The sequence below is a fragment of the Pseudoalteromonas sp. SD03 genome (assembly GCF_040937955.1).
Classification (GTDB): domain Bacteria; phylum Pseudomonadota; class Gammaproteobacteria; order Enterobacterales; family Alteromonadaceae; genus Pseudoalteromonas; species Pseudoalteromonas tetraodonis.
This window is the reverse complement of sequence record NZ_CP162514.1, coordinates 2,637,878-2,663,702: the sequence shown is the minus strand read 5'-3', so window position 1 is coordinate 2,663,702 and position 25,825 is coordinate 2,637,878. Positions and strand designations below refer to the sequence as shown.

The 25,825-nt window shown below is 40.1% G+C and carries 24 protein-coding genes; 12 read left to right on the top strand and 12 right to left on the bottom strand.

What is annotated here, in order from left to right:
- Window positions 1-46 precede the first annotated feature (46 nt).
- Window positions 47-1,216: a DcaP family trimeric outer membrane transporter gene (locus ABZP26_RS12505; RefSeq protein ID WP_013465661.1), complete on the bottom strand. Its 1,170-nt coding sequence runs from the start codon at window positions 1,214-1,216 to the stop codon at window positions 47-49.
- A 404-nt stretch (window positions 1,217-1,620) separates the two neighbouring features.
- On the opposite strand from ABZP26_RS12505, the gene acs reads away from it, so the two are divergent.
- The 3 genes from acs to ABZP26_RS12490 all read left to right on the top strand — a co-directional run bounded on the left by acs (window position 1,621) and on the right by ABZP26_RS12490 (window position 6,066).
- Window positions 1,621-3,561 carry an acetate--CoA ligase gene (acs, locus tag ABZP26_RS12500; RefSeq protein ID WP_013465660.1) on the top strand — a complete coding sequence of 647 codons (1,941 nt, stop codon included), beginning with the start codon at window positions 1,621-1,623 and terminating at the stop codon, window positions 3,559-3,561.
- A 92-nt stretch (window positions 3,562-3,653) separates the two neighbouring features.
- Window positions 3,654-4,304 (top strand): response regulator transcription factor, encoded by a 651-nt coding sequence (locus ABZP26_RS12495; protein ID WP_013465659.1) that lies wholly within the window; start codon window positions 3,654-3,656, stop codon window positions 4,302-4,304.
- A gap of 154 nt (window positions 4,305-4,458) precedes the next feature.
- Complete coding sequence (locus ABZP26_RS12490; RefSeq protein WP_016899668.1) at window positions 4,459-6,066, top strand: AbgT family transporter; 1,608 nt, start codon at window positions 4,459-4,461, stop codon at window positions 6,064-6,066.
- A 72-nt stretch (window positions 6,067-6,138) separates the two neighbouring features.
- Here ABZP26_RS12490 and purU read toward each other — a convergent pair whose 3' ends face one another.
- Window positions 6,139-6,969, bottom strand: a complete 831-nt coding sequence (gene purU, locus ABZP26_RS12485) for a formyltetrahydrofolate deformylase (protein WP_013465657.1) — start codon at window positions 6,967-6,969, stop codon at window positions 6,139-6,141.
- Between the two features lie 401 nt (window positions 6,970-7,370).
- Between purU and ABZP26_RS12480 the strand changes: the two genes are divergently transcribed.
- Together ABZP26_RS12480 and ABZP26_RS12475 are read left to right on the top strand one after the other, a co-directional pair.
- Complete coding sequence (locus ABZP26_RS12480) at window positions 7,371-9,038, top strand: methyl-accepting chemotaxis protein (protein ID WP_024602336.1); 1,668 nt, start codon at window positions 7,371-7,373, stop codon at window positions 9,036-9,038.
- Between the two features lie 299 nt (window positions 9,039-9,337).
- Complete coding sequence (locus ABZP26_RS12475; protein ID WP_016899669.1) at window positions 9,338-10,690, top strand: magnesium transporter; 1,353 nt, start codon at window positions 9,338-9,340, stop codon at window positions 10,688-10,690.
- 124 nt (window positions 10,691-10,814) lie between these two features.
- Here ABZP26_RS12475 and ABZP26_RS12470 read toward each other — a convergent pair whose 3' ends face one another.
- The 7 genes from ABZP26_RS12470 to ABZP26_RS12440 all read right to left on the bottom strand — a co-directional run bounded on the left by ABZP26_RS12470 (window position 10,815) and on the right by ABZP26_RS12440 (window position 18,547).
- Complete coding sequence (locus ABZP26_RS12470) at window positions 10,815-11,810, bottom strand: GGDEF domain-containing protein (protein ID WP_024602337.1); 996 nt, start codon at window positions 11,808-11,810, stop codon at window positions 10,815-10,817.
- A 181-nt stretch (window positions 11,811-11,991) separates the two neighbouring features.
- On the bottom strand, window positions 11,992-12,369 hold the full coding sequence (locus ABZP26_RS12465) for a DP-EP family protein (RefSeq protein WP_016899671.1): 378 nt from the start codon (window positions 12,367-12,369) through the stop codon (window positions 11,992-11,994).
- A gap of 23 nt (window positions 12,370-12,392) precedes the next feature.
- Window positions 12,393-15,647, bottom strand: a complete 3,255-nt coding sequence (locus ABZP26_RS12460; protein ID WP_016899672.1) for a winged helix-turn-helix domain-containing protein — start codon at window positions 15,645-15,647, stop codon at window positions 12,393-12,395.
- A 76-nt stretch (window positions 15,648-15,723) separates the two neighbouring features.
- Complete coding sequence (locus ABZP26_RS12455) at window positions 15,724-16,557, bottom strand: mechanosensitive ion channel family protein (protein ID WP_368485002.1); 834 nt, start codon at window positions 16,555-16,557, stop codon at window positions 15,724-15,726.
- A gap of 37 nt (window positions 16,558-16,594) precedes the next feature.
- Entirely contained in the window at window positions 16,595-17,326 is a 732-nt protein-coding gene (locus tag ABZP26_RS12450; protein ID WP_016899674.1) for an LrgB family protein, read from the bottom strand.
- A complete protein-coding gene (locus ABZP26_RS12445; protein ID WP_368485001.1) occupies window positions 17,319-17,672 on the bottom strand; it encodes a CidA/LrgA family protein in 354 nt (117 codons plus the stop codon). Before ABZP26_RS12445 ends, ABZP26_RS12450 begins: the two co-directional genes overlap by 8 nt.
- 83 nt (window positions 17,673-17,755) lie before the next feature.
- Window positions 17,756-18,547, bottom strand: coding sequence for a crotonase/enoyl-CoA hydratase family protein (locus tag ABZP26_RS12440; protein WP_368485000.1), 792 nt, complete (start codon window positions 18,545-18,547; stop codon window positions 17,756-17,758).
- A gap of 290 nt (window positions 18,548-18,837) precedes the next feature.
- Here ABZP26_RS12440 and ABZP26_RS12435 point away from each other — a divergent pair, with 290 nt between their 5' ends.
- The 3 genes from ABZP26_RS12435 to ABZP26_RS12425 are packed head-to-tail and all read left to right on the top strand — an operon-like array spanning window position 18,838 to window position 20,530.
- A complete protein-coding gene (locus tag ABZP26_RS12435) occupies window positions 18,838-19,158 on the top strand; it encodes an HI1450 family dsDNA-mimic protein (protein WP_016899676.1) in 321 nt (106 codons plus the stop codon).
- 46 nt (window positions 19,159-19,204) lie between these two features.
- The gene (locus tag ABZP26_RS12430) at window positions 19,205-20,017 is read left to right on the top strand and encodes a DUF481 domain-containing protein (RefSeq protein ID WP_013465645.1); all 813 of its coding nucleotides are present in this window, start codon (window positions 19,205-19,207) and stop codon (window positions 20,015-20,017) included.
- Between the two features lie 27 nt (window positions 20,018-20,044).
- A complete protein-coding gene (locus ABZP26_RS12425) occupies window positions 20,045-20,530 on the top strand; it encodes a hypothetical protein (RefSeq protein ID WP_368484999.1) in 486 nt (161 codons plus the stop codon).
- A 41-nt stretch (window positions 20,531-20,571) separates the two neighbouring features.
- Here ABZP26_RS12425 and ABZP26_RS12420 read toward each other — a convergent pair whose 3' ends face one another.
- On the bottom strand, window positions 20,572-21,057 hold the full coding sequence (locus ABZP26_RS12420; protein ID WP_013465643.1) for a peptidylprolyl isomerase: 486 nt from the start codon (window positions 21,055-21,057) through the stop codon (window positions 20,572-20,574).
- 11 nt (window positions 21,058-21,068) lie between these two features.
- Window positions 21,069-21,980, bottom strand: a complete 912-nt coding sequence (locus tag ABZP26_RS12415; protein WP_016899678.1) for a folate-binding protein YgfZ — start codon at window positions 21,978-21,980, stop codon at window positions 21,069-21,071.
- A 152-nt stretch (window positions 21,981-22,132) separates the two neighbouring features.
- Here ABZP26_RS12415 and ABZP26_RS12410 point away from each other — a divergent pair, with 152 nt between their 5' ends.
- Together ABZP26_RS12410 and ABZP26_RS12405 are read left to right on the top strand one after the other, a co-directional pair.
- Window positions 22,133-22,384: a succinate dehydrogenase assembly factor 2 gene (locus ABZP26_RS12410; RefSeq protein WP_013465640.1), complete on the top strand. Its 252-nt coding sequence runs from the start codon at window positions 22,133-22,135 to the stop codon at window positions 22,382-22,384.
- Between the two features lie 55 nt (window positions 22,385-22,439).
- Entirely contained in the window at window positions 22,440-22,796 is a 357-nt protein-coding gene (locus ABZP26_RS12405; protein ID WP_016899679.1) for a hypothetical protein, read from the top strand.
- Here ABZP26_RS12405 and nadB read toward each other — a convergent pair.
- Window positions 22,771-24,381 (bottom strand): L-aspartate oxidase, encoded by a 1,611-nt coding sequence (nadB, locus tag ABZP26_RS12400; RefSeq protein ID WP_013465638.1) that lies wholly within the window; start codon window positions 24,379-24,381, stop codon window positions 22,771-22,773. The genes ABZP26_RS12405 and nadB overlap by 26 nt on opposite strands.
- Window positions 24,382-24,626: 245 nt before the next feature.
- Here nadB and rpoE point away from each other — a divergent pair, with 245 nt between their 5' ends.
- Together rpoE and ABZP26_RS12390 are read left to right on the top strand one after the other, a co-directional pair.
- On the top strand, window positions 24,627-25,208 hold the full coding sequence (gene rpoE / locus ABZP26_RS12395; RefSeq protein WP_010387792.1) for an RNA polymerase sigma factor RpoE: 582 nt from the start codon (window positions 24,627-24,629) through the stop codon (window positions 25,206-25,208).
- Between the two features lies 1 nt (window position 25,209).
- The gene (locus ABZP26_RS12390) at window positions 25,210-25,824 is read left to right on the top strand and encodes a sigma-E factor negative regulatory protein (RefSeq protein ID WP_024602341.1); all 615 of its coding nucleotides are present in this window, start codon (window positions 25,210-25,212) and stop codon (window positions 25,822-25,824) included.
- The last annotated feature ends 1 nt before the right edge of the window (window position 25,825 follow it).

The window sequence follows — 25,825 nt, the reverse complement described above, 5'->3', positions numbered from 1 at the left end:
CCGAAGCCGCTCAGGAAGTAAATCAGTACTTTAATCAGTAAAGAAATTAAAATGCATATTTAACAGAGAACTGTAAGCGATCCATATCGCCATCTACGCCACTTTCAAGCTCACGTTCTGCATGTTTTAATTCAGCACCAAAGGTTAAGCGTTTAACCGGTGAGTACAGAATATTTGCGCTGTAGCTTTGGCTTGATTCTGTCGGATCACCTGAGAATGAAAGTAAGTCTGTATTGTTATCTGCTGAGAAAAACGAATATAGGAATGTAGAGCGCCATTGGCTGTTCCACTTATGTTGATAAGCAATAAAACCTGATGTTGAATCAATGGCATCTAAATCATCACCGTTGAGTACCGCACCACGTGCTACGTTTAGACCAACATAACGGCCTAACCCTTTACCTTGAGTAAGCATAAATTTAAGGTTGTCTTCACCTAGTTTAACCATACCTGATGCACTGACACCAAAAGAAGTTTCATCGGCATCAACACCGCCTACTTTATAAGTTAATTGACGAGCGAGTGCAGCAACTACAAAGTTACCCCAGTCAGCATTGTGGGTATAGCGTGCAGTAAAATCAGGTAATGAGGCATCATCCGTCACTGCCATGCCACCACCAGGTGTTGTAATTGTACTTTCTGGGTTTTCTAAAGAGAAAGACCATGCGCCCGTAGTGTATTTAATTTGAGATTGACGAACAAAGACGGTGCCTTCAGCTGGGCCAACAAAATCAAGCGCTTCTGGTAATGCACCGACGTTTTGAAAGTTTGACCATGTTTGACCAAATAACCAGCCATCATAAGAAATAAAGGCATGGCGAATACGCGGAGAATATGAATTGGACACACGCTCGTTACCGCCAGGAGCAGAAGCTAAAAAGTCTAACTCAATTTTAGTTTTAACCGTTTTGCCATTATCTAAAAGTGTAGACGTACCAAAGTTAAAGCGAGATTCACGTGCGTGCATATCAAATACAGCATCTGAGTTATTATCGCTGCCAACGGTTAATGTACTTGGTACATAAAAGTCACGGCCAACACTGGTGCCTGCAGGCGCACCTGCTGAGTAGTCACTCCACATTGCGTCGAGTTTAATGTATCCACCGTAGGTAAATTCGGTATCACCTATTTTTGCAGCTGTTGCGGCATAAGCTGTGCTAGAAAGTGCACAAAGTACAGCTGTAGCTGCCAGTGTTTTAATTGGAGTAAGTTTCATTGTTGCGTCCTTTTATAGGCTACTTGTTGTATGTTTTTTCTAACGTGTGTTACTTATATAGTACTAACAAATTGAATTTACATAGTTTTAATTTAATTTGTAAGTAAATAAGGATTGTTAATAAACAGTCAATACTTTTAAGTATTTAAGCTACTGTTGTATATGTACACAATTTACTCAATCAACTATTAGTCTATTAGACTAAGGTTTAATAAATATGAGTTGTTCATATTCTTTACTTTAATAATGTGTATTTTTATGTATATCAAGTGTAACTAAGGGGATTATAGATAAGATAATAGCTGTTTGAACCTAGATACAACTAATGTCTAATATTTAATAGTGCACCGCTGAGTAATCCTTGATGAAAAGCCTAAGGCAAGTAATATAAATTGGAGACTAATATGTCACAAAGTATCTACCCAGTTCCTGCGCATATTAAAAACGCAGCGCTCGTCGATAATGAAAAATATAATACGATGTATAAACAGTCTGTAGAAGACCCTGAAGGGTTTTGGGCTGAGCACGGTAAGCGTCTTGACTGGTTTACTCCTTATTCAAAAGTAAAAAACACTTCATTTGATAAAGGCCATATTAATATCAAATGGTATGAAGATGGCTACCTTAATGCATCTTACAACTGTATCGACCGCCACTTAAAAACAAAAGCAGATAAAGTAGCGCTTATTTGGGAAGGCGATGATCCTTCGCAAAGTGAAAATATTACCTACCAACAATTACATGACGAAGTCGCTAAATTTGCCAATGGCTTAAAAAAATTGGGTGTAAAAAAAGGTGACCGTGTTGCCATTTATATGCCAATGAGCCCACAAGCTATTTATGCAATGCAAGCTTGTGCCCGTATAGGTGCGATTCATTCTGTTATATTCGGTGGCTTTTCACCATCGGCTATTGCAGATCGTATTAATGATTCAGGCGCTAAGGTGGTGATCACATCAGATGAAGGTCGACGTGCGGGTAACTGTGTACCGCTTAAAGCCAATGTTGATGAAGCGGTGTTACAAGATTCGGTAACTACCGTTGAGCATGTAGTTGTTCATAAACTAACCTCTGGCGATGTTGATTGGCATAGCCATGATATTTGGTGGCATGACTTAGTTGCTGATGAAGCACCCGAGTGTGAGCCTGAGCGCATGAACGCTGAAGACCCATTGTTTATTTTATATACCTCAGGTTCTACGGGTCAGCCTAAAGGTGTGGTACATACCACTGGTGGTTATTTAGTGTATTCATCAATGACTCATGAATATGTTTTTGACTTAAAAGAAGATGATATTTTTTGGTGTAGTGCCGATGTGGGCTGGATCACAGGTCACAGTTATATTGCTTATGGCCCGCTTGTTAATGGGTGTACGCAAGTTGTATTCGAAGGTGTGCCAACTTACCCAACAGCAGGGCGTATGGGTGAAGTTGTTGATAAACATAACGTTACTATTTTATACACCGCACCTACTGCTATTCGAGCGCTTATGGCCAAAGGTGATGAGCCAATTGCCAGTTCAAACCGAGATAGCCTGCGTATTTTAGGTTCAGTAGGTGAGCCAATTAACCCCGAAGCGTGGACGTGGTACTACGAAAAAATTGGTAAATCTAACTGCCCAATCGTTGATACCTGGTGGCAAACTGAAACTGGCGGCATTATGATTGCGCCGCTTCCAGGTGCAACTGATATGAAACCAGGCTCTGCAACTCGTCCATTTTTTGGTATTGCACCGGCGTTATTTGATGCTGAGGGTAATACATTAGAGGGCGCTGTTGAAGGAAACCTAGTTATTTTAGATAGCTGGCCTTCGCAAGCACGAACTGTTTATGGCGATCACGAGCGCTTTGAGCAAACTTATTTTAGTGCCTACCCGGGTGTTTACTTCACCGGTGACGGTTGTCGTCGTGATGAAGACGGAGATTACTGGATCACAGGGCGTGTGGATGATGTGCTTAATGTATCTGGGCATCGTTTAGGTACTGCTGAAATTGAAAGTGCTTTAGTCGCTCATGAAGCTGTGGCTGAAGCTGCAGTTGTCGGTTACCCGCACGATATTAAAGGCCAAGGCATATATGTTTACATTACACCTAACGAGGGTGTAACAGTGAGTGATGAGCTAACAAAAGAGATCCGTAATTGGGTACGTAAAGAGCTTAGCCCTATTGCATCACCCGATATGATCCAATGGTCGCCAGGGTTACCAAAAACTCGCTCAGGCAAAATTATGCGTCGTATTTTACGTAAAATTGCTGCAAATGAGTATCAACAGCTTGGTGATACGTCGACACTCGCCGATCCGTCAGTCGTTGATGAGCTAGTAGAAAATCGATTAAATCGTTAATTTCGCGTTAAAAGCTTGATTAGAAGTTGATTCTAAACGTAGTATATCGGCTGTTGTCTATCGGATAGCAGCCGAATTTTTGGGAGTGAACAATGAGTCAGTTTTTAATAGCGGACGATCATCCGTTATTTCGCGAAGCATTAAAGGGCGCTTTGAGCGCAAAATTTGCAGGTTTAGAGGTTTTTGAATCGGCCGATTTTGATAGCACATTGAAAGTGTTAAGCGAACAAGAAGATCTTGATATATTACTACTAGATTTACACATGCCAGGTAACGGTGACTTATACGGATTAATCCGTATTCGTGAAGATTATCCGAGCTTACCGATTGCGGTGGTTTCGGGGAGTGAAGATGTAAATATTGTTTCTAAGGTAATGGGTTATGGCGCTATGGGGTTTATTCCCAAATCATCTTCATCGGATGATATTGCTAATGCAATAAACCAAATACTTGAAGGCGACACTTGGCTGCCAACTGAACTAAAAAGTAAGGTAGCTGAAATAGAAGGCGAAGATAGGGAAATTGCCGCACAAGTTGCATCACTTACTCCACAGCAATACCGTGTATTGCAATATTTGCACGAAGGCCTACTGAATAAACAAATAGCTTACGAACTGCATATTTCAGAAGCCACCGTCAAAGCACACATAACTGCCATATTTAGAAAACTCGGTGTTTATAACCGAACTCAAGCTGTTTTAATTGCTGCAAAATTACAACTAGAACCCATAGAGCAAGTTTAAACAGGTTAAATTAGAGGCGAGAGCCTCTTTTTTGCAACTCAAGCACGCGAAACCATTCAGTTACTATGACATAACAAGTCATTCATCTTTATTACATGACCTGCTGGGTAAATAATGCTAGGTTACGGGCATTTTGTAATTAAGAGAGCATGGTATGTCAGACTCAATAGACTCACCAAACACATCCCAAGATGAAAATCAGGTCGCAAAGAACGGCTGGTTTAATCGATTTTTAGCCACTGTAGAATTTTTAGGGAACATGCTTCCCCACCCAATTACGTTATTTGCATTGTTTTGTATTGCCATTATTTTATTTAGTGGTGTTGCCGATTGGTTTGGACTCAGCGCTATCGATCCACGGCCTGAGGGCTCTGCTGGGCGCGATCCAGATGGTGTTATTGAAGTAGTAAGCTTACTCAGTGCAGAAGGCTTACAACGTATTGTAACGGGGCTGGTGACCAACTTTACTAGCTTTGCGCCATTAGGGACGGTATTAGTTGCGCTATTAGGTGTGAGTGTAGCTGAGCATTCAGGGCTATTATCTGCCGCTATGCGTGGCATGGTAATGGGGGCATCAAAACGCTTAGTGACCTTTATGGTGGTGTTTGCCGCTATATTATCAAATACAGCTTCTGAGCTTGGCTATGTGGTATTGATTCCGCTAGCGGCAATGATATTTCATAGCTTAGGTCGTCATCCGCTTGCCGGTCTTGCTGCGGCATTTGCTGGGGTATCTGGTGGTTACAGTGCTAATTTATTATTGGGTACTATCGATCCGTTACTAGCCGGTATTACCACACCAGCTGCACAAATGATTGACCCAACTTACCAAGTAGGCGCAGAAGCAAACTGGTATTTCATGATGATATCGGTATTTTTAATTGCCATATTAGGCACGCTAGTTACTGAGAAAATTGTAGAGCCGCGATTAGGCAAATATAACCCAGACGAAGCCAGTGAAGATTTAGCTCAAAACAACATTGCCGGTTTAACTGACAAAGAAAAGTCGGGCTTAAAATGGGCTGGATTCTCATTACTTTTTGTTTCATTACTACTCGCGTGGACGGTTGTACCCGCAGACGGTATTTTACGTAACCCAGAAACAGGCCTAGTTGCTCACTCGCCGTTTTTAAAAGGGATTGTGGTTTTTATTTTTGTCACCTTTGGTATTCCAGGTTTTGTTTATGGCCGCGTTGTTGGCACCATGAAAAATGATAAAGACGTGATTAACGCCATGAGCAAAAGTATGAGCTCTATGGGAATGTACATTGTATTAGTTTTTTTTGCTGCGCAGTTTGTGGCATTTTTTAAGTGGACTAACTTAGGTACTATTTTAGCCATTAATGGCGCTGCATTATTACAGGCACTTAGCCTAACGGGGCCGGAAGTATTTGTGTTGTTTATTTTAATGTGTGCTTTAGTGAACTTAACGCTAGGCTCATCGTCAGCGCAGTGGGCAGTAACAGCCCCTATTTTTGTTCCTATGCTGATGCTTATAGGTTATGCCCCCGAGACAATTCAAGCAGCTTATCGTATTGGTGATTCGGTAACTAACTTAATTACCCCGATGATGAGTTACTTTGGCTTGATCCTCGCGGTTGCCACTAAATACAAAAAAGACATGGGAATAGGTACTTTGGTAGCGACTATGTTGCCATATAGTATTATTTTCTTTGTTGGTTGGGTGGTGCTGTTTTACTTATGGGTATTTGTTTTAGGTATGCCAGTAGGTCCTGGAGCACCAACGTATTACACACCCTAACTAAGTAAGGTTTAATATTTACTTATAAAAAATGCCAGCTTATTAGCTGGCATTTTTATTTAAAAGTAAAAATTATGAAAATACGACGGTTTTATTGCCATTAATAAATAGCTTATGTTCTGATGCTAGTTGCAATGCTTTACAAAACACTGTTTTTTCCACGTCTTTACCCATTTTAGCCATCATTTCAGCCGTATTAGCATGGGTTACACTCGATACGTCTTGTAAAATAATAGGGCCTTCATCTAGCTCATTATTTACAAAGTGAGCCGTGGCACCAATAATTTTTACACCGCGCTCAAACGCCTGATGATAAGGTTTAGCACCAATAAAAGCCGGTAAAAATGAGTGATGAATATTGATGATTTTACCCTCAAATCGACCAACAAACTCAGGGCTTAAAATACGCATGTATTTAGCTAATCCAATAATGTCAGGGTTATAGCTGGCAATTAAGTCACCGACTTTTTCGTCGTGCTCACTGCGCGTAAGTCCTTCATGAGAAACCACATGAAAAGGAATATCAAATCCCTTAACCAAAGGTTCTAATGTAGGATAATTGGCAATCACGGCAAGTATCTCTATGTTTAGGGTTTGTTCAAATTGCTTTAACAACATGCCGCCTAAACAGTGGGCTTCTTTTGTGGCTAATAATACGACTTTGGTTTTTTCTTCACCGTGTAGCGCCACTTTTGCACCTGCGGGTAATACTTCGCGCAGCTGTGCTAAAAACTCAGTGTGGGGTTCGCCAGTGAGTTCAGTGCGCATAAAAAAGCGCTGTGCATCTTTATCTACAAACTCGTTATTACGAATAATGTTTAAGTTATGTCGGTGACACAGCCCGGTAATTTTGGCGATTAAGCCAATATCATCGGCGCATTGGGTGGTTAGTATGTAACTCATTTTCCTCATTCTTACCCAGTAGTTAGTTGCTTCATTATTTGCGTTTTAACTCAGAAAGCAAGACCTTTGTGTGATGCCCAATATTTAATTTCATTAAAGCTAAAATAGCGTTAGTCAGGTTAATTTAGCTTTAAGGAAGTTTAACAAGCTGTGTACTGGCTATTTGAAAGGCTAAATTGGTTTTGGTTCTTTATTACTGCTTATATACTATCGTCTAGTTATAAAGTGTTTTTTAGTGTGTTTTACTATTGTAAGAGTGTATTAGATTGCTAAACGATCTCGTTTGTGCTTAATTTGTATACAGGTATGCGTTGTATAGTAATGCAAACAATGAAATTTTTTAGCTAACGGGCTACAAAATAAAAAGAGCTTGATGGCTTGTAATGTTAATTGGAGAAATAATGGGTAATTTAAGCTTAAAAAACAAATTGCTACTGTTGGCTGTTTTACCATTAATTGTATTGCTAATCAGTTTTATGGCGGGTTCATATTATTTAGAGAAGCAAAATCAGCAGCAATACTTTAATGAATTCAAAACCAAACTAATAGCAGATAAACAAACGCTGCTAAAAACAGAAATTGAAATTGGTTCTCAAATAGTGCAATACCAATTAGCACAAGGTAATGAACAAGACGCAAAAAATGCGCTAAGGGATTTAAAATTTGGCGAAGATGGCTATTATTTTATTTACGATACCGATGGCGTGAGTGTTTTTCATGCATTGTTAGGCGATGCAATTGAAGGGCAAAATAAAATAGACATGACCGACCCAAACGGTAAAAAAATAGTGGTTGGTTTACTAGAGCAAGCTCGTAAAGGGGGTGGGTCTTTTACCTATCACTTTCAAAAACCCAACACGACGGGTTTGATTGAAAAAATAGGGTATGCAGCCATGATCCCAGGTACTAACTGGATGATTGGTACGGGTACTTATATGGATGACATTGAGGCTGAACTAGTTAAATACCAAGCAACCATGGCTGAGCATTTAACTGAAAAAATGACCACCTTATTTTTAATATCACTTCTGCTACTTGGTTTAGCAGCCGTGGGTGCCTTATATGCAGCGAGTAATATGGTTAAACCAATACATCGAATGGTACAAAGTTTAGATGACATAGCCAAAGGTGAAGGTGATTTAACCAGAAGATTAGTGATTGACACCCATGATGAAATTGGTCAACTAGGTGAATCGTTTAATCTGTTTGTTAGTAAGCTGCATAGTATTATTTCGGGCGTGGTCGATGTGACGAGCGATGTTAAAACGGCCTCATCAGATATCAATACGCAAACCTTATTAATTGAAGATAAATTATTGAAACATAACCATGAAACTGAACTAGTAGTCACCGCTATTACTGAAATGTCAGCAACCTCGCATGAAGTGGCACAAAATACCACACAAGTTGCGGTATCAACGCAGGCAGCAACAAAAGAAGTGGCCAATGCGCAAGATTGTGTGGATGTTTCACTCAGTGAAGTTTCAAACTTAATGGGCGAAATTAACCAAGCCGCTGAGCAAGTAAACTCGTTAAGTGAACAGTCTAAAAAGATTAATAGCGTGTTGAGTGTTATTGGGGGTATTGCTGAGCAAACGAACTTACTGGCATTAAACGCCGCTATTGAGGCTGCACGAGCGGGTGAGCAAGGTCGTGGTTTTGCCGTTGTAGCTGATGAAGTAAGAAGCTTAGCAAGCCGTACTCAAGATAGCACATTAGAAATTAATGAAATGCTTAGCGAATTACATAACTTAGTCACTGCGGCTGTAGGAGCCATGCAAGCGAGTCAACAAAGCTGTAACCGCTCTGTAGAGTCTTCACGCGCTATATCTGAAAGTTTAGGTGCGGTTACTACATCGGTAACAACAATTAACGATATGAGTACACAAATTGCCACCGCAGCTACTGAGCAAAGTAGCGTTACAGAAGAGATAAACCGTAACGTGTATGCAATTCAAGAAATTGTGAATGAATTAACGCAATCGAGTAAAACGACTTCTTCGGTAAGTCAGCACTTAGCGGGACGAGGTCAAAACTTAGGTGATTTAGTTGGTCAGTTTAAAATATAAATAACACTTAGCTATTAATTGCTTTTGGAAGCCGTGACTTATTTAGTTACGGCTTTTTTTTGCTTTATTTTTAGCTAAAGCGCAATAGTTTATAGCCTGCTACATCCATAAATATTTAACAGCACAGCGATTTTTTAATATTTTTATTAGCGACTAATGTACACTATAAGGGTCTGTTGACCTTTTTGGATTGAAACATGTTCAACCTCGAAAGATAAACAGATCCTAGCTAATCTCATTAATAAGTACTTACTTATTACAGTAAATTTATAGTGAAACGACTATTTTAGGGTTTTTAAATGATAGAGTATCCGGTTGATCAGTTACCACAACTCATAAATGACTTATTGCAGTGTGATACCACTGAGCGCAAAAATAAATTACTTATAGATGCTCAGCAAACTTTATCAACTGAGCACTTATCTTTATTGTTTGAGGCGATCCCTAAAGAGCAGCGTCTTGAAATTTGGCATTTATTAGATGAAGACACGCAGCACGAAATTTTTGTTAATTTAAGTGAAGATAGCTGTTTATGGTTACTACAAACACTAGATGACAGTGCCGGATTTAAATTATTAGACGAAGTAAATGTTGAAGAGCTACTTGAGTTAGAAGAAGTTATTCCACAACGTTTTATTGATTACGCTAAAAAACAACTCGATGAAGCACAAACTAAGCAATACGAACTGGCTCAGCAATATACGCCAGAGCAATTAGGTCACTGGATTGGGTTTGATTTTTTAAAGGTGTCAGACAAACTCACTGCGGGTGGCGCTAAAAAGCTGCTACACAAAGGCTTACCGCAATACAGCGAAGTTATTTATTTGGTGAGCCGTAAAGGTAGCTTAATCGGTGAAGTTGCGGTTAATGATCTGATAAAAGCGCATGATAACGAGAGTTTAATGACGTTAGCTAATCATGACTTTACCTCATTGCACGCAGACCATGATTTATATGAAGCCGCTGAAGTGGTTATTCATAGCGAGAAAATGGCCATGCCAGTGGTTAATGCCGATAACAAATTAATAGGGCGTTTAACCATTGCATCAGCTTATGAATTACGTCAAGAAATAGCCGACGAAGCGGCAGCAAAGGCCGGTGGTTTACGAGAAGACGAGGACTTATTTGCCAGTGTTCGTAAAAGTGCTAAAAACCGTGGTATTTGGTTAGGTATCAACTTAGCAACGGCATTTTTAGCCTCGTGGTTTATCGGTTTGTTTGGCGCAACTATAGAGCAAGTGGTTGCACTTGCGGTATTAATGCCTGTAGTGGCGTCAATGGGCGGTATTGCCGGTAGCCAAACCTTAACGGTTATTGTACGAGGACTGGCTCTGGGTCAGGTTACTGACTCAAACCGAAACGCATTACTTAAAAAAGAGTTGCGAGTAGGGGCGGTAAATGGCTTGGTGTGGGCATTAGTGATTGGTTTGCTAACCTTTGTATGGTTTAACGATATTATGCTCAGTATAACCATTACTGTGGCAATATTACTTAACTTAGTGGCAGCATCGTTGGCGGGCGTAGTGATCCCCTCTATTTTAGATAAAATGAAAATTGACCCTGCGTTGTCGGGTTCAGTGATTTTAACCACAGTCACTGATATTGTCGGCTTTGTGACCTTTTTAGGGTTAGGTAGTTTGTTATTACTGTAATTTTTATATAAAGATTAATCTCTTATCTACAGCATTTAAAATTAATCTAAACGCCAGTAAAGTAACTCAATTTAGTGGCTTTTAGGGTAGATATAGCGCCATGGAATGGCCTTTAATTTAAACTTTAAACAACAGTACTTATTTTATTTCTACCTTCGGTTTTTGCGCGGTACAAAGCCGTGTCTGCGGCGTACAACAGCGCCTCGTAGGTACGGTATTGACTATTGTGCTCACAGGCAATCCCTTGGCTCACACTAACTTTAACCTCTGGTGGCAGGCCTATATCTGTAAATGTCATCGCATTAATTTGTTGTTGTACATGCTTGGCAACAATCGTTGCACTTTTTATATCGCAACGCGGTAAAATAATAGCAAACTCCTCACCGCCATATCTCGCTGCCAAACACTCTCTTGACGGGATACAATGCAAAAGCATTTTTGCAATTTTTTGTAAGCATTTATCACCTTTAATATGCCCATAGGTGTCGTTGAATTTTTTAAAGTGATCTACATCAATCAATATGCTGGTTAGAGGTTGTTGGCTTTGAATACTTTCTTGCCAGTATTTTTTTAGTGACTCATCTAAAGCTAAACGATTAGCGAGCCCAGTTAAGTGATCGGTTGAAGCTTGTATTTTTAAACGGTTGTACATCGCTTTATGCGTACTGAGATCATGAAGTATGCAAACGTATAATTTTTGCGCCGATGCAATACTTTTTGGCATACTAGATATTGATAAGTCTGCTTCAATAATATCACCATTCGCTTTATTTATTTTTATTTCATTTGGGCCAAAGCTAAGGGAAGTATCTTTAATGTCTATCCAATTTAATAACGTCTGTTTATATTTATCAAGGTCTGCACCGTGTAAAAACGACAGTAAATTTTCGCCTATTAGAGATTGCTGAGAGTAACCTAATAGCTGTGCTGCTTTTGGGTTTGCAAACTCAAAACCACCGTGCTCATTAAGTACAAAAATGCCTTCGGCGGTGCCGTTAAATAATTCAATTAAAGCGCCAAATTGGGTATGAGAAAAAGGACTCGATAAAGCGCAATCGAAGGGGAGTGCTTTATCGTTTTTAACCGCTGGAGTCTCTTTTTTATTAATTTGTTTAGACACGTTTTAGCCTTAGCATGATACAGACGTTTTTGATGTCTACAAATTTACATAAAAAAGTGCAATTAAACCTTTCGGTAATCTTCTGCTTTTAAGTTTTTGATTAATAGTATTTTTTATTATGCACAGGCGTTAAAGGCCTGTGCAATTTGGAAAACAAAAATTAAATATTAAGCGTTGTTTATTAATTTTTGTCTTTATTTTCAATTTGTGGGTCGGCGCTTTCATAGGCTTTACCATTGCACTCAACATTAAATATTAAACACACAGTGCCATTATTTTCATCTGTGTCTGTGATGGTGATTGATTGGCCATCATCATTGATTTCTGATTTAAAATCACCAGCACAGTCGCCTTCTTTATCAGTGATAGTGGCTCCGGTGAATAAAAAACCTTTAGCAAGTGTTGCTTCATTTAAGCTATAAATACCTGCGGTTTCAGTTCTGACAACGCCACCGCCAGAGACTTCTTTGTTATCTTTAAAGTATGTAAAATTGGCGTTGTCGTTACTGTCTAATTCAATATTTACAGTAAAGTTAATTTGTTCTTGAGAGCTATCCATATTATTTCCTTTTGTATTCGTGGTTATAGTTTAAAGTGAGTAATGCCTAATTTAACTAGACTTGCTTTTATTTTGGGGATTTCGTTTGCTCTATTTAAGCAGGTGTATGCCTGTAACAGCGGGTGCGTTACGTGAACGCTTTGGTTTATTTTTACTGTTTCAGCAATGGCTTTAAGCGCATTTAAGCAAAATTGCTCTCGCTGTACGGTATTTTCAGCTAATTTAGCTTTAAGTAAATTTATATTCGTAAAGTCTACATTATCACCACTCTTTGCTTTATTAGCTATGTACTGTTGGTAGCTTGTATCACTTTCAAGGGCTGTTAAAAACTCATATGCTTTAAGTGGTGACTGTCTATCAATAAAGTACTGTATAAGGATCAATTGAGTATTAATTGCAAAGTTATTTTTAAAGTCCTGCACTTTCAAAAAGTTAATAATATCCTTAACTCGGTTATCAATGTTTTTATTAGGTGAAAGCATTAGCTGGTGGGCTAAAAAACGATAATAAGAATGTTGAATGTCTTTACTTTTTGGATCTTGCAATCGTGCGGTATTAACTGTTTTTGTGGCTTGCTGTGCTTTTTTGTAGGCTGGTTGTTTATTTGGCAGGTAGCTCAAAAGGTAGCTTTGTTGAATATAAGTATAAGCTAAACTGCTTGATAAACTGGCATCATCTGGATATTCAATTAATAAACTTTTTAACTCATTAGATGCATTTTCATACATGGTTAATGCGGCATTAAAGTTACCTAGCCTTTCTTCTGTCTTTGCCAGCCAACTGATGGTATCGGCTTTATCGCGCAGTAAGTTTTTGTTGCTGGGTTTAAGCTCAAGGGCTTCATTTTTAAGGGCGAGCGACTTTGTAAAGCGTTGTTTCGCGGCAGTGTAGTTAAATTGCTTTAAATACAAAGAGCCCAGCGAATTATGCGAATACGATAGCTCCATAATCGAGTTAAAACCATTCGGTGCTAATGAATACATTTTCTCGCTGTAGGCATGATATTTTTTAAATAATGGCTCAGTAGCAGCGTAATCACTTTTATCATAATGAAGCTGACCGAGCCAAAAGGCATTGGCACCGGCAAGCGTTAATAGCTCTAAATTATCTGGTTGTATTTTTAATAGTGCTTCAAGGCGAATGCGGGCGTTTTCAAAGGCAGTGAAGGCCTCAATGGTTTTACCGCGAGAATAGGCCACTTCGCCCATAGCCTCAAGAGTTTGTGCATATTGAAAGCGGTTGTTAAATTCGGCTTTTTGGTCGTTAAAACTAAAAAGAGAGCTGGGCTCATCTGCTTGATTGGTAAAATACTCAAGTGCTTTATTACTAATGCCATCGAGCAAATCCATACGCTTAACGCTGCGCAGTTTATCGGCAAAGTCACCGACCATAAAGCCAAGTAGGCTTTCGGCCTCTTGGCGCTTTTGCTGTGCAAGTTGCTGCGCTTGAAAACTGGTAACACTCATAAATAGGGCAACACAGGTAAGTAAGCAAAGCAGAGCGACCGTGCCGCGTTTTATGATTGTTTTTGTTTTACTGTGTTTAAGAGAGCTGGTTATAAGCGCGCGTTCGTCATTGTCTAGTTTGAATATATTGTCGTTTAATAACGTGAGCGCTTCTTGCAATGGTTTACCCGGTGCTAATAGGTAAGCGCTACTTTTATGTTCATTAAGCCACTGTTGCGTGTGGTGGTGCAAACGGCTTTTAATAGCAAGGGCGTCTTTATGATCGTTTATCCACTGTTTGGCACGTGGCCATTGGCGTAATAATGCCTCGTGGGCAAGGCTAAAGCAGGCTTCTTGGTTTTGTAAGTGCGATACAAATAAGCGACTGTCGACCATGGCTTGTACAAGCTCTTTTTGGCTGGTGTTGGTTAATGCTTGTAAGCGGGCCGCACGGCTAGTAATGGTTTTACCATCTGGGTTTAGCGTCACTAACTGCGATAATACGCTTTTTAGTTGCTGTTGTTGTTTTGCGCTCAGCCCAATAAAAACATCTTCTGCCTTTTTACCAATAGCGCCTTCAATACCGCCGAGTTTTTCATACACGCTGTGCAATAACTCATTATTTTCACTGCGCTGTAAATACAGCTCTTGCAGTGTGTATTGCAACATGGGCAGGGCATCAGGGTTGTTGGCGGTATCTGCAAAGAGTATTTCATCCAGCGGAGTTTTGGTTTGCGGGTCGTGTGAGAACGTTAAATTAGCGGTTAATGCCGGCAAGCGAATAATTTGTTGTAGTTCCTGGCGGTTGGGCGGGGTTAAATCATAATGGGCGCCGTTCGCTTTTGCGGCCATAAGGCTGGGTTGCTCTACCACTAAAGGGTAAAAGTCGTTACGACACGCACTAAATACGATCACCGCTTTAGAGGTGGCTAAACGTTCAATAATCGATAAAAAATGACTTCGGGTGTTGGGACTAAATAGTGGCGATGAAAGCAGCACCTCTAAGCGGTCTATAAACAAAAAAAACTGCGGTGTGTTTAGCTTTGTATTTGCCTTACTGATTGCAGTTTGTAACGTGTTTATCGCTTCGTCAATTGTGTGCTCTAATTGCTGCGCCAGTATTTGCGAGCTTAATCCTTCAAATACGGGGTGTTGGTTTATATCCCAATCAAGCATGGCAGAGGCTAAATCTAAATAGAGCCTAGTTTGATGCACATCTGCAAAGTCGAGCTGAGTGTATGAAACAACGCCAATACCATCATAACCACGCTCATCAAGTAGCTTTGGTAAAATACCCGCATTGACTAACGACGATTTACCCGTACCACTTGGGCCAAGTATTAAGCAAAAAGCACGGCCAGATTTTACTTGGTTTGATACGTTTTCGAGTAAGGTGGTGATGGCTTGGTTACGACCAAAAAATAAATGAGTATCGGTTGGGTTATACGCACTTAAGCCTAAAAAAGGAGAACCGCCTTGCCACGTGTTTACAGGGCTTGATGTATCTTCTGCAAATGGAAACTCAAGTTTTGCAATAATACGGTAGCCGCGTTTACGAATGGTTTCTATGTATAGCGGGGAGCTTGCCTTATCACCCAATGCTTTTCGCAGTTGTGTGATGGTTTTATGCAGTGGGTTATCGCCTACTTCAATGTTTTGCCAGCACTGATTGAGTAACTCGTCACTGGTGACCATATCGCCTTTTTGTAAGCACAGATATAATAATACATCCATTGCTTTAGGTTCTAATTGCGTTACTTTTTCAGCACATTGTATACAATTGCTGGCAGGCGTTACCTGCCAGTCGCCTAAATAAAAAGGTGATTGATGCATAAGGACTCGTTATTATTTTATTTGTAAGCACGCTTAATTAATTTAATATGATTTAAAATCATATTAAGGTTTTTATTTATTTTATGTCGCTTTTATTAAGCGTAACAATGCGTTGTGGAAACGGAATTTCAATATTGGCATCGTTAATCGCTTTATACACACCGCCATTTATAGCGAGTTTAGTTTCAATAATTTTAGTGGTGGGCACCCAATAACGATAACTAATGGTGACGCCGCTATCAGCAAAACGTTCTATACCAATTTGTGCATTAGGGTGTTTAGCTACGAGTTCATGATTGACTAATACGTTTTCAATAAGGCTTATCGCAGTATCACTACAGGCACTGTAGGCTATGTCTATTTCACCTTTTACCAGTGAATAATTAAATGAGTTATGCAGAATTTCGCCAACAATATGTTTGTTAGGAATGGTTATTTCTACTTTTTCTTCATTAATTAATATGGTGTGCCCCAGCTCAATTACTTTTACTTGGCCACTAACGCCTTTTACTTCTATGGTATCGCCAACCACAAATGGCCGCGTAGCAATAATGGCAAGCCCCGCGCCATAATTAGAAAGCATACCTTGTAACGCTAAGCCTGCGCCTAATGAGGCGGCACCTATTGCAGCTACAAATGGGGTCACACTAATGCCAATTTTACCAAGCGCAATAATGATCACCATAATGATCAGCAGTACTTTTACAACATTACTGACAAAATTAGTCAGGGTGATATCAATGTTGTGGCGGGTCATTAAGTTTGCGACAACTTCGGCGAGCTTTTTAGCGACCCACAGGCCAACGAGTAGAATAAAAATAGCGCCCACTATTTGCATACTGTAGGTAACTAAATACTCGGTAAGCAGGGCGTAGTACTTTTCAAATTGCTGAATTTCGGAACTGATCATGCTGGGCTCTATTTTTAGCGATACTGTTATCTGCTTACTATAACAAAGTGTTAACTAAAATTGGATATAATAGTGGTACTATCACTGCGGTTAATAATGCACTGAGTGCCATAGCCACTGATGAAAATGCGCCTATTTTTGGGTGTTCGGCAATAGCTGCCGCCGTACCAATTGCATGGCACGCGGTACCGATTGCAATTCCTTGTGCCTCAAAGTTATAAATCTTAACTAATTTGAGTAACATAAAGCCAAACAAAGCCCCCAATAAACCAATAAAAATAACCATGGCAGCGGCAAGTGAGCTAATTCCTCCTAATGAGTCAGTAACCAGCAGTGTGATAGGGGTTGTTACACTGAGTGCCGCAACAGAGGCGCTCAATTGTGAGGGCACAGCAAATAAAATACTTAATACAAAAGCCACTAGTGTGGCGTTAACAATACCTATACTGCAAGTAGCGACAATTAATAGTAAGTTTTTACGTACGTGCATAAATTGCTGATAAAGCGGCAAGGCTAAAGCAACTATGGCCGGCTCTAATAGCCAACTTAGTAACTGACTATGTGAGGCAAATTGTGAATAGGGTAATTTAAGGTTGACTAACAGTAGGGCAATAATGCCAATGCTTAAAAAAACAGGGTTGGTTAATGACTTTAAAATACTCTGGTTTATTTTAAGATTAACCGCTCTTAGTGCAATAAAGAGAATAATAATAAATGGCACGGTTAACCACCATAGGCTGGGGGTTATGCTGGTGGTTAAGTTAGTCATTATTAGCTCTGCCTTTAAAATAGCCCACTAGGCTTGCCACTAAAATTAAACTACTGAGTGGGACTAATAAGATGACCGCAGTTAAGAAAGGCCAATGTGATTTAATTAGCCCTAAATGTTCTATAAAACCGACGCCTGCAGGAATAAAGAAAATAGGCATTACATTCAAAATAGGTGATGCGCAGGGAGCGAGTTGATGTTCTTTAACTATGCCCAATAACAGTAACGTTAGCAGCAAAACCATGGCGGGTAGAGGAGCAGGAAAACTTGCATCAAGAAGATGCATAATGAATTTGCTTGTTGCCAAGCACAATAAAATAATTGCGCTACTTAGTAGGTATTTCATTAATTTGGCTCACTAGAATAGAAGAGCCTAACTTTAACAAATAACGCTGTTTTATGCATTGTGCCTTAGTATTACCATCAATGTTACCAGCGCTTGGCGTTTGTAAACTCAATATCAGCTTTCCCTTTAGCTTTAGCAATGGCTTTTTTAGTATTAGGGTTGATCAGTAAGCGAATTTGGCTCCATGTTTCTTTAGCGAGTATTTTTCGAGCAGGGACTTTATAGCTTTGTTGAATTACACGCTTTACTGCGGCTAATGTGTCAGGTGAGCGCGCTAGCAGTGTATCAAGCATCTCTTTAGTTGCTTTATCTGTATCGTCGGTTGTTTTGGTTACTAAACCTAGTTCAAAAGCATGTTGTGCGTTTATTGGATTTGCGTGACTTGCTAACCAGAGCGCTTGGTCGCGTTTTACTAAGCCTGAAAGCATAACATTAGCGCCCATATCTGGGCATAACCCCCAGCGCGCTTCCATAATGGCGAGTTTGGCATCGTGGTGAACAATCCGGTAATCGGCACCCAGTGCTATTTGCAATCCACCCCCAAGGCAATTTCCGTTTATTTTGGCAATAACAGGCACACTCAATGATTGCCAACCAAGTACTACTTTTTGCGCTAAATTTTGATTACCAGGAAGCCATTTAAATAGGAGTTTTATAATATTCATTGGCGAGGCCATAACCGCGTTAATATCAAGCCCTGCACAAAAGTGTTCGCCTTCACCGGTTAATACAACCGCACGAATATTGGCATCTTTTTTAATATTTTTAATCACCTTGTTAAGCTCAATAAACATAGTAAAGCTTAAGGCATTTTGTTTTTCTACTCGATTTAATGTGACGGTGGCAATGCCCTGTTTTTTTTCTAGTTTTATCATCTTGCACTCCTCTGACCTGTTACTTGAGCTTATGTTTTTATTTGTGCTAAGTAAAGTGGGTGAAGATGAATAAAAAACAAAGTGAATTTTTTAATGCAATTGCGGTCTGTTATCTTTCAAGGCAAATTTAATCTTGAAAGGCCAACAGACCCTAATGCTAACCAATCCATTAATATCTATAAGTATTAGGTAAAAGCAAAAAAGTCAGTATTTAACGTGTTTTTTTTATCAAAACACTAACAACTTTTGATATTATGGCGCCAACTTAAAAGCTCAGAGGTTAACCACTCATGTCAGGTCCACGTTTATTTACGGTAGAAGAAGCAACCCATCAAGCTTATGATATTTTTTTGGAGCTGGCTCCCAACAACCTGAGTGATAAAGATGTTGAAGAATTTAACCTGCATCGTGAAGAACTTGGCTTTATTGAAGAAGATGAGCCCGATGAACAGTGGCAAGATTTTGTTGCACTAGAAATAGAGCCTGAGCATTTTATTCAAGTATTAGTTGGGCTTGAATTTGAAAGTGAAGACGTTTTATTTGCGAAAATATTAATTAGCCGTGATAAAGACGCGCCTTTTTGCCATATTTTATGGAAAGAAAGTGAATAACTTTTTCGGCCCCTTTTCATTATTACCATTTGCAAGAGAATGTATTTTGCGAAAGTACGTTGTATTACTGCTTTTATTATTTAGCTCCTACAGCTGGGCAGTGGATCCCTTTGAAGATTTTCATCAATATGGGGAGCTCTCCGATGAAGAAATTCATGAGCTACACAAAGGCGAAGTACTTTATGGTGATACCGAGTTTGGTTTTATTTTAAGTAAAGGTAATACCAACTCAACCAGTTTTAAACTCAAAGGTAATCTTTACCAAGATTTTGAAAACTGGCGTAATCAATTCAAAATAGATTCCTTATACAAACGTGACGAAAATGAAGAAACGGGCCAGTCGGATGTTACGGCTAATCGCGTGTTTGTTTCTGCGCAGGGTAACTATAAAGTTGGTGTTAAAAATTCGTCGTTCTTTATTTATGGTGATTATGAAGAGGATGAATTTAGCGGTCTGGATTTTAAAAGTACGGTGGCAACCGGCTATGGTGCACGTATTTATCAAGGGGTTAAAAACAAAGTAGATATAGATATTGGCCCTGGTTTATATCGCTCCGTTGCTGATGATGAGTCAACAATAAGCGAAGACGATAAAGACAAAATGGGTTACTTGTTACGTATTGCCATGCAATGGGAGCGATTAGTATCTAAGCGCACCCGATTTAATCAAGACATTAGTATAGAGCAGTCTTTATCTGGGCTTAACTCACGGTTAAAGTCAGAAACCGCCTTAATTAGCCAAGTGGTTGGGGCTGTATCGCTCAAGTTTGCTTATATGTACCGTTATAACTCTAAGCCTGAAGAAGATAAGCTTAAATATGATTCAGAGCTCAGCGCAACGTTAGTATACAGTTTTTAATTTTTTAACTTTTTAATTGAGAGTGTTATGTATCAGCATAAGCAGTATGCGGTATTTATATTTGTAGTATTGGCATGGATAGGTGGGTTTGTTGCACTTGCATGGAATTTAATGGGTGCCGATGTGCCGTTAATGGTATTTGCAGGTATTTTATTGCTGGTGGGTTTTTTATTTCATGGTTTAACCATTAAAGTTGATGAAGCCCATATTAGCTGGGCATTTGGTCCAGGCGTTGCGGGTCAAAAATTAGCACTAGAGGACATAGTTGACGTAAAAGCAGTACAAAACTCATACCGTCACGGTATTGGTATTCGCATTACGCATGATGGTTGGATTTATTCAGTATCAGGCTTTAGTGCCGTGCAATTAACGCTTAAAGATGGCAGCCAATACCGTATAGGCACTAATGACCAAGCCGGATTAGTTGCTGCGCTTGAAGATAAAATAACCCCTGGCGAAGCACCAGCAGCAGAGCCTCAAGTTAAATTACGTACGCATAATAATATGCTATAAAAAAAGCGCCTGAGGCGCTTTTTTTATTACTGGATTAGGGTTTAGTGGTCGTGACCACAACCGCCTTCACCATGTACATGGCCATGCTCGAGCTCTTCAGCCGTTGCATCGCGTACTTCTAAAATCTCTACATCAAAATTGAGCGTAATACCAGCGAGTGGGTTGTTACCATCAACAATCACTTCTTCGTCTTGAATATCGATGATCATGACTGACTGGTCGCCGTCATCGGTGGTTGCACGAAATTGCATGCCCACTTCAATGTCCATGCCTTCAAACATTGATTTTGGCACGGCTTGCATTAGGTGATCATGACGTTCACCGTAACCTTCTTCAGGTTCAACTTTTACACTTAGTGTATCGCCAGCTTGTTTGCCTTGCAGCGCGTTTTCAAGTCCTGAGATAAGGTAACCCGTACCAACGATAAAAATTAATGGCTCACCGCCAAATGAGTTATCAATGGTATTGCCGTCATTATCTAGTACAGAGTAATGCATTTTTACCACTTTATTTGCTGCAACGATCATAGTCATTCCTATTATTCATCTTCAAGAGAGTAAGGTAGAGGCAGAATGTTTAGCTCTACCGAAGGGGTATGTTTTGCACGAAGAACCTGAGCGGTGTCAGTATCGTTTGGCAACACAACTAAGCCAGTTAAAGTGTGTGTTTTTTCATTAAAGCTTTGCGCAATAAGTTTGCCCGCGCGGCGCCAGTTTTCACCTAACTGGGTTTCGATATCGGGTGCATCGAGCAATCCTTCACTTTGCCCTGTAACGATATACATGGCACGTTTATTTTTACCTAAGTATTTCATACGTGCGACGGTTTCTTGGCCGGTGTAGCAACCCTTTTTAAAACTGATGCCATTGATGGCTTGAAGGTTAACCATTTGCGGCACATACTCATCAATTGCATCAACGCTTAACTGAGGCTCACCAGCTAGCAGTGAGGCCTGTTGCCACATAGCGTCGTTGTCGAGGGTAGATACTTCATCAGGTAAGCAAAATTGGCTATCAACCATAAGTAAAACGCGGTTTGGCGCAAGTTTAAGGGCTTTGCCGTTAGCAAAGTCGCATGCTGTGGCATCGTCACTAAAGTGAATATCAAGTTGCGTAAGCAAATCAGTTAGGTCATCACCTAATAAACCAATTAATCGCTCTGGGGCTTTATTAATTTCAACTTTTGCAAATACAGCGTATTTTTTTAACTCAGCCAGTGAGCGTTCTACTTCAGCACTTGATCCGGTTAAATAATAGTTTTGCTGGTAAGAAAATAGCTTAAATACACCCCACAGCTTACCTTTTGCGCTACAGTGACCTGTCCACAAAAAGTTGTTGTTGTTGATTTTATTGAGATCTTGAGTGATTTGTCCGTGTAGGTAAGATAATTTATCTGTGCCTGAGAGGCTAATAACCTGATGTGATAAAGGACATGCATAAACCAGAGACATAAACACCTTCTTTGCAATAACAAATGAAACCACATAATAACGTAGTTAAAGCCGATGGTACAGCCACCAACAAGCGTTGTTTTTTTATAATTTAGTGCTGTTAAATTAACGCGCATTTGTTAAACTCGAATTAATTAAATATGAGGTTTAAAATGGTTGAAATACATAGTAAAGCACGTATCCGTTGGGCTTGCCGCCGTGGCATGTTAGAACTAGATGTTTTGTTTATGCCGTTTGTTGAAGAAGCTTATGATTCGTTAGATGCTAAACAGCAGGCGACTTTTCAGCGCTTATTAACACAAGAAGACCCAGATTTATTTGCTTGGTTTATGGGCCATGAAAAATGTAAAGACGTTGAGCTAAACAGTATGGTTGAGCTAATTTTAGACCGAGTTCGTGTATAGGTTTACCGTCACAGATAACCAGACAGACCACAAACAGATTGTGGTCTTTTTTTGTGTGCTAACTTTAATATTATGCTTATTTACCACTTCTATTTTGGCAACTCTTTTTTGCATTGCGCTTAATATCGTTGCTGGCATTATCGTTTGGCGAAAAATCGTGGCTGCTCAGCCAGAGCAGGGCGTTATATTATTAGAGCCAAATCAATTTCGTTTTGAGAATGAAAAGCTGCTAATTCAAGGGGTTATTGGTAAGCAAAGCCGATTGCTTGGTCGCAGTGTGTGGTTGTATATTAATGGCTTTAGTGAAAACTATTGGCTGATTATCTCAGCCAATAGTGTTGATGAGCAAAGCTACACGCGTTTAAAACGCGCAACACTTGCGGCAATTAATTGCGCTTTGGAGTCAAAATAGTTGGCGTTGGATTTTCGTTTTGCTCTGGGTAGTCAATGGTAAAGTGCAGTCCGCGACTTTCTTTACGTTCCATAGCACTTCTAATTATAAGCTCGGCTACTTGAACTAAGTTACGTAACTCAAGTAAGTTATTACTCACTCTAAAGTTCGCGTAGTAATCGTGGATTTCTTGCTGTAATAGTTCAACACGATGAAGCGCGCGTTCAAGTCGTTTGGTTGAGCGCACAATCCCAACATAGTCCCACATAAATAATCGCAGCTCATGCCAGTTATGGGTGATCACGATTTCTTCATCTGAGTTAGATACGCGGCTTTCATCCCAACTAGGTAACTCAACCAGTGCAGGAGCGGTCTCTATTTTACTCAAAATGTCTTTTGCTGCTGCATGGGCAAATACAATGCACTCTAATAATGAGTTACTTGCCATACGGTTAGCACCGTGCAGCCCAGTGTAAGCCACTTCACCTACAGCGTATAAATTAGCTAAGTCGGTTTTGCCATTAAAGTCGGTCATAACGCCGCCACAGGTATAATGCGCAGCAGGGACAACAGGAATTGCCTCCTTGGTGATATCAAGCCCTACGCTTAAACATTTGGCGTAAATCGTTGGGAAGTGTTCAATAATAAAATCTTTGTCTTTGTGGCTAATATCTAAATATAAGCAATTTGCACCAAGGCGCTTCATTTCAAAATCGATAGCGCGCGCGACTATGTCGCGCGGGGCGAGTTCTTCTCGCTCATCAAACTCTTTCATGAATCGCGTGCCATCTGGGCGTTTTAAATAGGCTCCCTCACCACGCATTGCTTCGGTAATTAAAAAGTTTTGCAACTCAGGGTGATAAAGACTGGTTGGATGAAATTGATTAAATTCCATATTAGCAACGCGACACCCTGCACGCCATGCCATGGCAATACCATCACCGCTAGAAACATCAGGGTTAGAGGTATAAAGGTATACTTTACTTGCGCCACCCGTTGCTAGGGCAACAAATTTTGCGCCAATTGTTTCTACTTTTTTGGCTTTTTTATTCCACACATACATGCCATGAACATGTGAACCCGTTTTGCCAATACTTTTATCGGTAATTAAATCAATCGCGTTGTAATGCTCTAACAAGGTGATATTGCTGTGCGCTTGAACTTGGCTAATCAAGGTTGTTTGCACAGCTTTACCTGTAGCATCGGCTGCATGCAAAATGCGTCGGTGGCTATGCCCACCTTCACGAGTTAAATGAAAGCGCTCTTTACCTTTGCTATCAAACTCCATATCAAAAGGCACGCCTTGGTCAATCAGCCATTGCAGGCAGTCATGAGCATTGCTGGCAGTGTAATGAACCGCCTCTCTGTCGCATAAACCGCCACCGGCGTCTAAGGTATCTTCAACGTGAGACTCTATACTGTCATTTTTTTTATCAAAAACAGCGGCAATTCCGCCTTGGGCATAAAGAGTAGAACCTTCGGTTAATTCACCTTTACTAATTACGGTAACGTTACAGTAATTAGCCAAAGATAAAGCAAGTGATAAGCCTGCTGCGCCGCTACCAATAATAGCGACATCGGTAATGTGATGTTTATTTTGGTTCATCTGTGAGGTACTTTGCGGTTACAATGCTCAGATAGAGCAATATTTATTTTTAATACTTATAGTTGTACCATATTTGTTGAACTACTACTAAGTGGTTTTAGCGTATAAATACGTAATTTTTTAGCTATTTTATAAAAAAACAATATGCAGCAGAACTTTTTATTCATCTAAGGGTCAGAGTAGGTGTGAACAATGGCGACACTATGAATAATAAGCAAGAATCAATCAGAGGAGTACCGGCTCGAATGAGCGAGCAGGAATTAGATTTAGCGTTAGTGAAAAGGGTTCAGCAGGGAGATAAAAACGCCTTTAACCTATTAGTTAAGAAGTATCAGAACAAGATTGCCGGTTTGATCTCACGTTATGTATCAAATCAGGGTGACATTGCTGATGTAGCACAAGAGGCGTTTATTAAAGCGTATCGTGCCCTTCCTAATTTTCGTGGTGACAGTGCTTTTTATACTTGGCTTTACCGTATCGCCGTTAATTGTGCTAAAAATTACTTAGTGGCTCAAGGGCGTAAACCGCCAGCAAATGATATAGATGCTGACGATGCCGAGTTTTATGAGGGTGCTGATTCAATGCGTTCAAACGCATCACCTGAAAATTTACTATTAAGCGAAGAAGTACGCGCTGTTATTTTTAATACGATTGATAGTTTGCCTGAAGATCTAAAAACCGCGATTACCCTTAGAGAAATTGAGGGGATGAGCTATGAAGAAATAGCCGTGGTGATGGATTGCCCAGTCGGGACGGTGCGTTCGCGTATTTTTCGTGCCCGTGAAGCAATTGATAACAAATTAAACCCATTAATAGGCGAGTCTTAGTATGACAAAAGCACACGTTAACCGCTTAGATAACGAATCGTTATCAGCATTACTTGACGGTGAGCAAGCATTAAATGATGCCGAGATTGCATCTGCTGATGTAGCTACATTTGGCCGTTACGCGTTAATCGGTGATGCAATGCGAGCTAAAGAAAACAACAAAAATATGGATTTTGATATTAGCGATCGCATTTCGTTAGCACTTGATAGTGAGCCGGTTTATGCAGACTTTAGCCAGTCTGAAAGTGTGGCAAAGCCGGTAAATACTGAAGCCGATAATAAAATCGTGGCGTTTAATTGGCGCAAGCCGGTTGCGCAGTTAGCAATTGCAGCTAGCGTGGCAATGTTTACTATTGTTGGCGTGAACACCTTGCCGCAAGGTGAAGATGCTGTGCAAAACGAAATTCCTTTATTACAAACCACGCCGTTAACCGGCATGGCATCGCCAGTGAGTTATTCATCAGCACCGGCGCTAGAGAACGCAGAGAAAGGCTTACGAGAGCTTCAACAGCAACGTATTGGCGCTCTAGTACTTGAACACCAGCGTCAAGCACGTGTGGCTCATTCGTTGAAAACTGCGAAAACAGATGAAACGTCACAAGAGGAAAAAAACTAAT

Bases quoted from the DNA above. Each gene is read 5' to 3' on its own strand.
- acs (WP_013465660.1), top strand. From the start codon at position 1,621: ATGTCACAAAGTATCTACCCAGTTCCTGCGCATATTAAAAACGCAGCG.
- nadB (WP_013465638.1), bottom strand. From the start codon at position 24,381: ATGAACCAAAATAAACATCACATTACCGATGTCGCTATTATTGGTAGC.
- ABZP26_RS12415 (WP_016899678.1), bottom strand. From the start codon at position 21,980: ATGTCTCTGGTTTATGCATGTCCTTTATCACATCAGGTTATTAGCCTC.
- ABZP26_RS12475 (WP_016899669.1), top strand. From the start codon at position 9,338: ATGATAGAGTATCCGGTTGATCAGTTACCACAACTCATAAATGACTTA.
- ABZP26_RS12450 (WP_016899674.1), bottom strand. From the start codon at position 17,326: ATGACTAACTTAACCACCAGCATAACCCCCAGCCTATGGTGGTTAACC.
- rpoE (WP_010387792.1), top strand. From the start codon at position 24,627: ATGAGCGAGCAGGAATTAGATTTAGCGTTAGTGAAAAGGGTTCAGCAG.
- ABZP26_RS12495 (WP_013465659.1), top strand. From the start codon at position 3,654: ATGAGTCAGTTTTTAATAGCGGACGATCATCCGTTATTTCGCGAAGCA.
- ABZP26_RS12435 (WP_016899676.1), top strand. From the start codon at position 18,838: ATGTCAGGTCCACGTTTATTTACGGTAGAAGAAGCAACCCATCAAGCT.
- ABZP26_RS12460 (WP_016899672.1), bottom strand. From the start codon at position 15,647: ATGCATCAATCACCTTTTTATTTAGGCGACTGGCAGGTAACGCCTGCC.
- ABZP26_RS12390 (WP_024602341.1), top strand. From the start codon at position 25,210: ATGACAAAAGCACACGTTAACCGCTTAGATAACGAATCGTTATCAGCA.
- ABZP26_RS12465 (WP_016899671.1), bottom strand. From the start codon at position 12,369: ATGGATAGCTCTCAAGAACAAATTAACTTTACTGTAAATATTGAATTA.
- ABZP26_RS12440 (WP_368485000.1), bottom strand. From the start codon at position 18,547: ATGATAAAACTAGAAAAAAAACAGGGCATTGCCACCGTCACATTAAAT.
- ABZP26_RS12505 (WP_013465661.1), bottom strand. From the start codon at position 1,216: ATGAAACTTACTCCAATTAAAACACTGGCAGCTACAGCTGTACTTTGT.
- ABZP26_RS12425 (WP_368484999.1), top strand. From the start codon at position 20,045: ATGTATCAGCATAAGCAGTATGCGGTATTTATATTTGTAGTATTGGCA.
- ABZP26_RS12455 (WP_368485002.1), bottom strand. From the start codon at position 16,557: ATGATCAGTTCCGAAATTCAGCAATTTGAAAAGTACTACGCCCTGCTT.
- ABZP26_RS12480 (WP_024602336.1), top strand. From the start codon at position 7,371: ATGGGTAATTTAAGCTTAAAAAACAAATTGCTACTGTTGGCTGTTTTA.
- ABZP26_RS12420 (WP_013465643.1), bottom strand. From the start codon at position 21,057: ATGATCGTTGCAGCAAATAAAGTGGTAAAAATGCATTACTCTGTACTA.
- ABZP26_RS12445 (WP_368485001.1), bottom strand. From the start codon at position 17,672: ATGAAATACCTACTAAGTAGCGCAATTATTTTATTGTGCTTGGCAACA.
- ABZP26_RS12490 (WP_016899668.1), top strand. From the start codon at position 4,459: ATGTCAGACTCAATAGACTCACCAAACACATCCCAAGATGAAAATCAG.
- ABZP26_RS12410 (WP_013465640.1), top strand. From the start codon at position 22,133: ATGGTTGAAATACATAGTAAAGCACGTATCCGTTGGGCTTGCCGCCGT.
- purU (WP_013465657.1), bottom strand. From the start codon at position 6,969: ATGAGTTACATACTAACCACCCAATGCGCCGATGATATTGGCTTAATC.